The following is a 9,709-nucleotide window of genomic DNA, read 5'->3' on the forward strand; positions in this document are numbered from 1 at the left end:
TCCCGTGCTTCTTGAACTTCTGGCCCTGCGCCAGGCCTTTGGTGTCCGGCCCGATGACGAAGCTGGCCTGGCCGCGGGTGCCGAGTTCGGGATGGACCGAGGCCACCACGATGTGCACGTTGGCGATGCCGCCGTTGGTGGCCCAGGTCTTGGTGCCGTTGAGCACCCATTCATTGGTCGCCTCGTCGAAGCGAGCCCGGGTGCGGATGCCGCCGACGTCAGAACCCGCGTCGGGCTCCGACGAGCAGAAGGCACCGAGCTTGGGCTCGTCGGACGTGCCGAACATTTCGGGCAGCCAGCGCCCCAGCTGTTCCGGAGTTCCGTTGCCCGCCAACGCCGCCGCGGCCAGGCCGGTGCCCATGATGGACAGCGCGATGCCGGCGTCACCCCAGAACATCTCCTCGAACGCGGTCAGCATACCCAGACCGGTTGGCTCGGCCGCTTGCTGCGCGAAGAAGTCTGGGGAGTAGAGACCGACCTTTGCGGCTTCCTGGATCACCGGCCACGGGGTTTCCTCCCGTTCGTCCCATTCGGCCGCGGCCGGACGGATGATGTCGGCCGCGAACTTGTGCACCCAATCGCGCACCTCGATCACGTCGTCGGACAGTTGCAATGAAAATGTCACAGCTCTGCTCCTGAAATAGGTTGCTGATTAACGGTTTCGGTATTGGTTGAGGACGCTGACCGTTTGCTTGACCCACGCCTCGAAGTACCGCTCTTCATCGGTGTTGCCGGGCAGGCGACCGGTCAGGGCTTGCAGAGTCGCGGCGTAGGACAACGACCCGATCGCGACGGCCGCGGCCGCTTCGGGATCGGGAATGCTGGTGCGGCCGGACCGGTTCGATGCCGCCAGTTCGTCGGCGAAGCGTTGGTAGGCGTTGTCGGTGATCACCTGCCATGTCTTTTCGTCGAGATCGCCGAGCTCGTCGGGTTCACGCAGCATGACCTTGAGCAGATCCTCGCTCTGTTTGAGGTTGCTCCAGATCAACTGGCCGGCGATGCGGACCGCCCGCTCAACGCTGCCCGGTTGCCCGGCGTCGTATTCCTCTCGTGCGGCCACGATGCTGTCGATGCGGTGCGCAACGGCAGCCTCGAGAAGCTCGCGCTTGGAGCCGAAGTGCTTGTAGAGCGCTCCCGAGCCGGGCGCCAGGCCCGATTCCCGCTGGATGTCGGCCACCGACGTCGCCGCGTAGCCCTTGGCGGCAAACAGCCGCAGCGCTGCCGACAGCAGCCGGTCGCGTCCAGAAGCGAGCATGGTGAGAGAGTACTCACTCACCCTGGTCACGGCAAAATCGGTCCGGTTTTGGCACGTCACGGGCAGGCGGCGAGGCGGCTAGCGTTAAATTCTTGCGAAACGCCACTGCGCTTGATCGCGCCGGACCGGTACTGCTGTGAGGGTTGTACTCAGGTTGGTCGACAAAGGATCAGCACCCACTGAAGGAGCCTGACATCCGCGTCCTACCGCGTGTACAGCTGCCCATGCGGGTGCTGTCGCTGCGCACGATCGTCATCGTCGCCGCCATATCGGTGATGACTCTCGTTGTCCTGCTAGGCACCTGGGTATGGGTGGGTGTGACCAACGATCAATACAGCCAGCTCGATCGGCGGCTCGATTCGGTCAGCAGCCTGGGCGACATCAGCAGCCTGCTCAACAACGCGGAGCACACCAGTCCGGACCACCCCGCCCCGGATGGCAACCTGGTGCGCACCGCTCGCATCGGCGGGGTGACGGTATCGGTGCCCACCAGCATCGTGTTGCCCCGGCTTCCCGACGGCTACGCCAACACCACCATCAACGGGGTGCAGTACCGCGTTCGCACCTTTACCGCGGGCCCCGCCTCCATCGCGCTGGCCGCTCCGTTGGCCGAAGCTCAGCATCGGATCAACGAATTGCACCTGCGGGTGCTTCTGATCTGTGCCAGCGTGATCGGCGGCACCGTGGTCGTGGGGTGGGTGATCTCGTTGATCATGGTCAATCCGTTCCTGCTGCTGGCCCAACAGGCCCGGGCGATCAACGCCCAGTCGAGTCCCGACGAGGTCCAGGTTCGCGGCGTGCGCGAGGCCGTGGAGATCGCAGAAGCAGTCGAGGGAATGCTGGCCCGCATCGGCAAGGAACAGCAGCGCACCCGGGCCGCGCTCGAGTCGGCCCGCGACTTTGCCGCGGTCGCCTCCCACGAGCTGCGCACGCCGTTGACCGCGATGCGCACCAACCTGGAGGTGCTGTCCACCCTGGATCTGCCGCTCGACCAGCGTCACGAGGTCATCGGCGACGTCATTCGCACCCAGAGCCGCATCGAGGCGACGCTGACCGCGCTCGAGCGGCTCGCCCAGGGTGAGCTGACGACCGTCGACGATTTCGTCCCGTTCGACATCACCGAGCTGTTGGACCGCGCCGCGCACGACGCACTGCGCATCTATCCCGATGTGGACGTGTCGTTGGTGCCCTCGCCGACGGTGCTGATGATCGGATTACCCACGGGGCTGCGACTGGTGATCGACAACGCGATCGCCAATGCCGTCAAGCATGGCAATGCCCGCAAAATCCTTCTGGCCGTTGGCAGTTCCGGTGAGGGCGTGGAGATCACGATCGACGACGATGGCACCGGGGTGCCCGAACCCGAACGCGCCAGCGTCTTCGAACGGTTCACCCGAGGCTCGACGGCCTCACGGTCGGGCTCCGGGCTGGGCTTGGCGCTGGTCGCCCAACAGGCCGAATTGCACAGCGGCACAGCGGCATTGCAGACCAGTCCGCTGGGTGGCACCCGGTTGCAGTTGCGGTTGGCCGGCGATGGGCGTGGTCCGGCTTAGCTTGTTCCGCCGCCATTTCGGGCCGAAAAAAAGTTTTCCCATCGGGACGTCGAAAACAAGCGTCCCTTGGGTATTTGGCCGCCGACCTTCGCCAATAGCCGCGCAATTATCGGCGGCCTTTTCGGCATAAAAATTGCAGCATTGTGCCGCCATCGTCGGCGATCCATGCAAAGGGTCATGACGTGATCCCGCAAGGTGGCCGAGGTGCTTTTGTGACAGCCGAGCCTTGAGTGGCAGCTGAGGCGATCCTCGACTCCTTTTGATAATCCAGTACTTTCACGCTTGGGACCGGAATCGCTTAACAAAATTGCGGGCCTGGCGTCCGTCGGGAACGGAGTGAATACAAGATCAACGAAATCCCATTACACTGTGGCCCCAAGCACGGTTGGGTTGAGCGTTCGGAGGGAAATGATGGGTCCTGTCACGTCGGTGCAGTCAGAGGCGGTTCTGGCGTCGGCCGGCGCCGAGTCGGCGATCAGCGCGGAGACCGAGGCAGCGGCTTCGGCGGCCGCGCCGGTTCTGCTTGGTGTGCTGCCGATGGGTGGCGACCCAGACTCGGCCATGTTCGCCGCGGCTCTGAACGCCTGCGGCGGTAGCTACCTGGGCGTAGTGTCTGAGCACGCCGCCCAGCGCGGCCTGTTCGCCGGCACGCAGAGCATCGCCTCGAGCACGTACGTCGTCACCGAGCTCATGCGCAGCTTGACGATGGCAATCGGGGCTTAGATCCCAGCGACGTAACAAAGGGGGGAAGTACGCATGGCCGATCCGGGATGGGCTGCGCGTACGCCTGAGGAAAACGACATGCTCCTCAAGGCGGGGGCCGGCGTCATCACTCACCTGGCCAACCAGGCCGCCTGGACCGCGTTGGCGGCCACCCATCACGGCTCCAGCATCGCGTCAACCATCAACACCGTCGCGACGTCGGCGAGCTGGACGGGCTCGGGTTCGTTGGCCTCGGCGGCGAACGCGACCGCGCTGAACGCGTCGCTGCACGGGCTGGCCGGCTGGGTCGACGTCAAGCCGGCGGTGGTGTCGACCGCGGTCTCGGCTTACCAAATGGCCTACGGCTCAATGCGTCCCGCGCCCGAATGCATCGAGAACCGCACCGAGACGGCGACCGATTACGGCATCAACCCGCTGGTTCTCGGTGCGTTGACCCCGCGCATCACGTCGCTGGAGCTCGAGTACTTCGGGTCGATGTGGCCGAACAACTCCGCCGTCGGGGCCAGCTACGGAACGATCCTGACGGCCTTGTCGCAAAGTCTCACCATCCCGCCCCCGATCGCATCCATGGGCGCCTCGCCGGCCGCACCCGCGCAAGCGGCAGCGGCGGTCGGTGAGTCGGCGGCGCAGCAAGGGGCCGGCGACGGCATGCGCGCCGCCTTCCAGGGCGCCCAGACCGGGACACAGGGGGCCGGTCAGGCCGCCTCGGGTGGGCAGGACTTCATGAGCCAGGCCAGCACGCTGATGCAGCCGGCGCAGCAACTGATGGGGGCGGTCCCGCAGGTGATGCAGGCCCCGATGCAGGCGATGCAGGCTCCGATGCAGATGATTCAGCCGCTGATGGGCATGTTCGCCAATCCCGGCGCCATGGGCATGGGCGGAGCGACGCCGGCCGTCTCGGCGGTCTCGGCCACCACCGGACTCTCCGCGGCGGAGGCCGGGGCCGGCGGCGGCGCGTCCCTGGGCGGCGCGGGCATGCCCGCAACCAGTTTCACCCGCCCGGTCAGCGCCTTCGAGCCCGCCGCCGGCGGCCGGCCGGTAGGGCTGCGGCCGGCCGGGGCTTTGGGCGCCGAGGCCATGCGACCGCAGACCACGACGATGGGTGGGGCCCCGATGGGCGGTATGCCCGTGGGCCACGGGGCGGGAAGCGACCGCGGCTCCCGTGACAAAGCCGATCGGCCCGCGACCGTGCGGGTTGTCGACGCCCGAGTGTGAACCCACCGACGAAAGGTGAATCGACAGGTCCAATCAGCCGCCATACACTTCGCTTCATGCCCACACGGGGGGCGGCCCACCGGAGAAGGAGAATTTCGTGACAATCAAAGTGACACCGGAAATGCTTCGCGATGCGTCGAATGCTATTCACCAGAATATGGAGCACGCGATCCACATTGGCCAGGGGTACGTCGGAAATCACGAAAACGTGATGAACCCGTCCACCTGGTCTGGTTCGGCCGTGACCGCGTCGTACTCGACGGCCACCCAGGTGCAAGCCGACCTGAACAAAGTCTTGACCGGCGGGACGCGACTGGCCGAAGGCCTCGCGAAGGCGGCGGCACTGATGGAAGGCCATGAGGCGGATTCCTCGCACGCCTTCAGCGCGCTGTTCGGCGCTCAGAGCGCCTGATCGACCCATTCATTCGCAATTTCGTTAACAGTCTTTTGAAAGGAAACTTCGCAATGTCCAACCCGATCACCTATAACCCTGGAGCCGTCGCGGATTTCGCCACCGACGTCGCCTCTCGCGCGGGCCAATTGCAGTCGATTTTCGACGACACCTCCAACCGCACCCACGCCCTGCAGGAATTCTTTGCCGGCCACGGTGCCGCCGGGTTCTTCGAGGCACAGGCGCAAATGCTGTCCGGGCTGCAGGGTCTTATCGACACCATCCGCCAGCACGGGGTGACGACCACCCATGTGCTTGACAATGCCATCAGCACCGACCAGCACATCTCCGGTCTGTTCTGAGTTCGCGCGACCAAGCGAAGGTGGGGCAGATGCGCCGGGCGCGCGTGCGCCCCACCTTCTTCTATTTACCGGTCGGCCGACTCATTCAGTGACGACGAGGCGACATGCTGACAACGACGGTTGACGGCTTATGGGTGCTGCAGGCGGTCACCGGGGTGGAGCAGACCTGCCCTGAATTGGGGCTGCGGCCGATGTTGCCGCGCCTGGACACCCCGGAGCGCGCGAGGAACCACCCCGCGGCCGCCGAGCTGATGGCCGCCGGTGCGCTCGATGAGGCCGGCAACGTCGACCCGATGATCCGTGAGTGGCTGACGGTCCTATTGCGACGAGACCTCGGACTGCTGGTGATGATCGGAGTTCCGGGTCGCGAGCCGACGCGTGCATCGATTTGCCGCTTCGCGACGTGGTGGGTGGTCTTGGAACGGCATGGTGACATGGTGCGGTTGTACCCGGCAGGGACGGCCGGCAACGAAGCGTCCGCCAGCGACCTGCTGGTGGGTCAGATCGAGAGGCTGTGCGGCGTTGCCGAGGCGGCACCGCTGAAGCCGGTCACGCTGGACACCGAGCAGTTGCTGAACTCGGTGCGCGACACCACCAGCCTGCGAACATTCTTGCTCGAACAGCGCCTCGACGCCGACCAGCTGCAGATGGTCCTGACGGCCGCCGATCCCGCGCGGTCCGCGCACGCGAACATCGTCGGGCTGCAGGCCGGTGTCGGACCGGACGAGATGGCGCGAATAGCCGTCGGCGATTCGACGGTGTCCATCGTCGACACCCCCGCGGGACGGATCTGCATCGAAAGCGTCACCTCGGGGCAGCGTCAATACCAGATCCTCTCGCCTGGCTCGCGCACGGACATCGGTGGCGCGATCCAACGGCTCATTCGCCGGTTGCCCGCCGGCGACGAGTGGCACTCGTATCGGCGAGTTGTGTGACGCTGCGCTTTGCTATGAGAAGCAAAACGTAAGGGGCGCAGGAGCGAACTGACGAAAGTCACTTAGATAACCAAAATCTTGGAATAGCAACGTCTGTCGTGCCCGCAAAGTCTTTGAACGGGGTAAACGCGGTATCCGCAACCGTGTTAGCATCGCGTCGTGACGAGCCCTTGGAATGACCCGAATATGTCGGACGAAGGAGCGCTCAGACGGGGGGATCCGTCAAGGGCCAGCAACTTCCCGGATTCGGTATCCGACACAATGCGTATTACCGATCTGGCGGCACCGCGGAAAATTCCACCCGGGTCGGGCTGGCGGAAATTCATTTACTCCATATCTTTTCATAAAATAAATCCCGGTGAGTCCCCGCGTGAACGGCACTACCGCGATTTGCAAAATCGCATCCGGCGGCATATTCGACGGCAATACGTCATCACAGTCGTCTCCGGCAAGGGCGGCGTGGGCGTCACGACTCTCGTCGCCTGCCTCGGGGGTGTGTTCCGGGAATGCCGCCCGCAGAACGTGATTGCGATCGACGCCGTCCCGGGCTTCGGGACATTGGCCGACCGCATCGACGAGTCCCCGCCAGGGGATTACACGGCCATCATCAACGACACCGATGTCCAGGGTTACGCCGATATTCGAGAACATCTGGGACAGAACGTCATTGGCCTTGACGTGCTGGCTGGAAACCGGACTTCCGACCAGCCCAGGCCGCTGGTCCCCGCGATGTTCTCCGGGGTACTTTCGCGCCTGCGGCGCACCCACACGGTGATGATCGTCGACACCTCTCCGGATCTCGAACACGAGGTGATGAAGCCGGTGTTGGAGAACACCGACACCCTCGTGTTCGTCTCCGGTATCACCGCGGACCGGTCACGTCCGGTGCTGCGCGCGGTCGATTACCTGCGTTCGCAGGGTTACCACGAGTTGGTCTCGCGCAGCACCGTGATTGTGAACCACACCGACCAGATCACCGATAAGGACGCGTTGGCTTACTTGACCGAGCGGTTCACCAAGGTCGGGGCGACGGTCGAAGTGCTGCCGTTTGATCCCCACCTCGCCAAAGGCGGAATCATCGATACGGTTCACGAACTGAAAAAGAAGTCGCGGCTGCGCCTCTTCGAAATCACCGCGGGTTTGGCGGACAAATATATTCCTGACGCCGAGCGGTCGGTGCCGTGACAGCGCCGCATAAGGTCGCTTTCCCGGCGCGTTGTGCGGTCAACATCTCCTACGAGAAGCATCTGTGTTCACAGGTATTCCCGGCCGGAATCCCGATGGAGGGATTCTTCGAGGGAATGGTGGAGCTGTTCGATGCCGACCTGAAGCGCAAAGGTTTCGACGGCATCGCACTGCCCGCGGGCAGTTACGAACTCCACAAGATCAACGGGGTTCGGCTCGACATCAATAAGAGCCTCGACGAACTCGGCGTCCAGGATGGCGACACCCTGGTGCTGGTCCCGCGGGTCGACGGTGAATCGTTCGAACCGCAATACGAGTCGCTGTCAACGGGGTTGGCGGCCATGGGCAAATGGCTCGGCCGCGACGGTGGCGATCGGATGTTCGCACCGGTGACTCCGCTGACGGCCGCGCACACCGCGGTCGCCGTGATCGCGATGGCCGTCGGAGTCGCCGTGGCCCTGACCCTGCGGGCACGGACCTTCACCGACGGTCCCATCCCGGCCGCGGTCGCGGGCGCCGTCGGCGCATTGCTCGTGGTTGCAACGTTTGTGGTGCGAAGCGGGTGGCGCGGGCGGCGGGACCTGTTCAGCGGATTCGCGTGGCTGGCGGTGTTGTCGCTGGCTACCGCCGGCGCATGTGCGCCCCCGGGTGTGCTCGGCGCCGCCCATGGGCTGATCGGCGCCGTCGTGGTGATCCTGGGCGCCATCGCCATCGGGGTGACCGCGCGAACCCGTTGGCAGACAGCGGTGGTCACCGCGGTGGTGACGGTCTGCGGGATCCTGGCCGCCGTCGCCGCCGTCCGCATGTTCCGGCCGGCGTCGGCTCAGGTGCTGGCTGTCTGCGTACTGGTCGGACTGCTTGTCCTGGTCCGGATGGCTCCACTGATCGCGCTGTGGGTGGCGCGGGTCAGGCCGCCGCATTTCGGATCGATCACCGGCCGAGACCTGTTCGCGCGGCGAGAGGGGATGCCCGTCGACACGGTGTCTCCGGTCAGTGAGGACGAATCCGATGACGAGGACAACGAACTGACCGACATCACCGCGCGCGGCGCCGCGATCGCCGCCTCCGCCCGGTTGGTCAATGCGGTCCAGGTCGGCCTGTGCGCGGGGGTGTCGATCGTGTTGCCCGCCGCGGTGTGGGGAGTGTTGACGCCGGGACGCCAGTGGGACTGGTTGGCGCTGGTGGTCGCCGGGCTGGTGGCGGGCATCTTCCTCACCCAGGGGCGTGGGTTCGCGGCCAAATATCAGGCCATCGCGCTCGTGTGCGGGGCGTCGGCCGCGGTGTGCGCGGGCGTGGTCAAGTACGCCGTCGCCGCTCCGAAAGATGCCATGACCGGGCTGATGTGGCCGGTGGTGGCCGTGACGGTCTTCGCCGGGTTGGGTTTGGCGGCAGCGCTTTTGGTTCCGGCCATGAGGTTTCGGCCATTCATCCGGTTGACGGTGGAATGGGTGGAAGTGCTCGCATTCATCGTCTTGCTTCCAGCCGCGGCGGCCTTGGGAGGGCTCTTCACGTGGATTCGCCACTGAAAAGGGCCGCGGCGGTCACCGCCGCCGTCGCCCTGGTCGCGATGTCAGCCAATATCCCAGCCGCACTTGCCATTACACCGCCCTCGGTGGACCCCGGGATGGTTCCGCCGGACGGGCCGCCGAGGCCCGACCAGCCGATGCGCCGCGCAAACAGCTGCTCGACCCCGATCACCGTGAGAAACCCCGACGTGGCGCAGATGGCCCCGGGCTTCAATTTGCTGAACATTACGAAGGCATGGCAGTACAGCACCGGCAACGGTGTACCCGTGGCGGTCATCGACACGGGGGTGTCGCCGAACCCGCGGCTACCGGTGGTTCCCGGCGGCGACTACATCATGGGTGAGGACGGCCTGTCGGATTGCGACGCCCACGGCACGATCGTCAGCTCGATCATCGGCGCTGCGCCGCAAGGAATCTTGCCGATGCCACGGCCGATGCCTGCCACTCCGGCATTCCCTCCGCCGGCCGCTCCGCCGCCGGTGATCGGCGCGCCGCCCACACCCGGTCGAGCTGGTGCGTCGCATCCACGACGAACTGCCGTTCGAGACGCTGATGACCGGTTAC

10 protein-coding genes and 1 pseudogene are annotated in these 9,709 nt (G+C 65.4%); 9 read left to right on the forward strand and 2 right to left on the reverse strand.

The window, feature by feature from the left end:
- Both A5652_RS13355 and A5652_RS13360 read right to left on the reverse strand, forming a co-directional pair.
- Positions 1-625 (reverse strand): acyl-CoA dehydrogenase family protein (locus tag A5652_RS13355; RefSeq protein ID WP_197513948.1); only part of this gene is annotated, 625 nt, incomplete at its 3' end.
- Positions 626-652: 27 nt separating this feature from the next.
- Entirely contained in the window at positions 653-1,255 is a 603-nt protein-coding gene (locus A5652_RS13360) for a TetR/AcrR family transcriptional regulator (protein ID WP_067351704.1), read from the reverse strand.
- A 224-nt stretch (positions 1,256-1,479) separates the two neighbouring features.
- On the opposite strand from A5652_RS13360, the gene A5652_RS13365 reads away from it, so the two are divergent.
- The 9 genes and pseudogenes from A5652_RS13365 to A5652_RS26735 form a co-directional block, all read left to right on the forward strand.
- A complete protein-coding gene (locus A5652_RS13365; protein ID WP_067351707.1) occupies positions 1,480-2,808 on the forward strand; it encodes a HAMP domain-containing sensor histidine kinase in 1,329 nt (442 codons plus the stop codon).
- A 411-nt stretch (positions 2,809-3,219) separates the two neighbouring features.
- The gene (locus A5652_RS13370; protein ID WP_067351724.1) at positions 3,220-3,531 is read left to right on the forward strand and encodes a PE domain-containing protein; all 312 of its coding nucleotides are present in this window, start codon (positions 3,220-3,222) and stop codon (positions 3,529-3,531) included.
- Positions 3,532-3,564: 33 nt separating this feature from the next.
- Positions 3,565-4,746 carry a PPE family protein gene (locus A5652_RS13375; protein ID WP_067351710.1) on the forward strand — a complete coding sequence of 394 codons (1,182 nt, stop codon included), beginning with the start codon at positions 3,565-3,567 and terminating at the stop codon, positions 4,744-4,746.
- Between the two features lie 97 nt (positions 4,747-4,843).
- Positions 4,844-5,158 (forward strand): WXG100 family type VII secretion target, encoded by a 315-nt coding sequence (locus tag A5652_RS13380; protein WP_082983887.1) that lies wholly within the window; start codon positions 4,844-4,846, stop codon positions 5,156-5,158.
- A 53-nt stretch (positions 5,159-5,211) separates the two neighbouring features.
- Positions 5,212-5,499, forward strand: a complete 288-nt coding sequence (locus tag A5652_RS13385; RefSeq protein WP_067351715.1) for a WXG100 family type VII secretion target — start codon at positions 5,212-5,214, stop codon at positions 5,497-5,499.
- Positions 5,500-5,603: 104 nt separating this feature from the next.
- Entirely contained in the window at positions 5,604-6,434 is an 831-nt protein-coding gene (locus A5652_RS13390; protein ID WP_067351719.1) for an ESX secretion-associated protein EspG, read from the forward strand.
- Positions 6,435-6,593: 159 nt separating this feature from the next.
- Positions 6,594-7,619, forward strand: a complete 1,026-nt coding sequence (locus A5652_RS13395) for a MinD/ParA family protein (RefSeq protein WP_156745319.1) — start codon at positions 6,594-6,596, stop codon at positions 7,617-7,619.
- Positions 7,616-9,145, forward strand: coding sequence for a type VII secretion integral membrane protein EccD (gene eccD / locus A5652_RS13400; RefSeq protein ID WP_082983888.1), 1,530 nt, complete (start codon positions 7,616-7,618; stop codon positions 9,143-9,145). The genes A5652_RS13395 and eccD overlap by 4 nt, the downstream gene beginning before the upstream one ends.
- A 41-nt stretch (positions 9,146-9,186) precedes the next feature.
- Positions 9,187-9,709, forward strand: a pseudogene (locus tag A5652_RS26735) (type VII secretion-associated serine protease); the annotation flags it as partial.

It is taken from the genome of Mycobacterium sp. 1165178.9, assembly GCF_001673555.1.
Lineage (GTDB): Bacteria > Actinomycetota > Actinomycetes > Mycobacteriales > Mycobacteriaceae > Mycobacterium.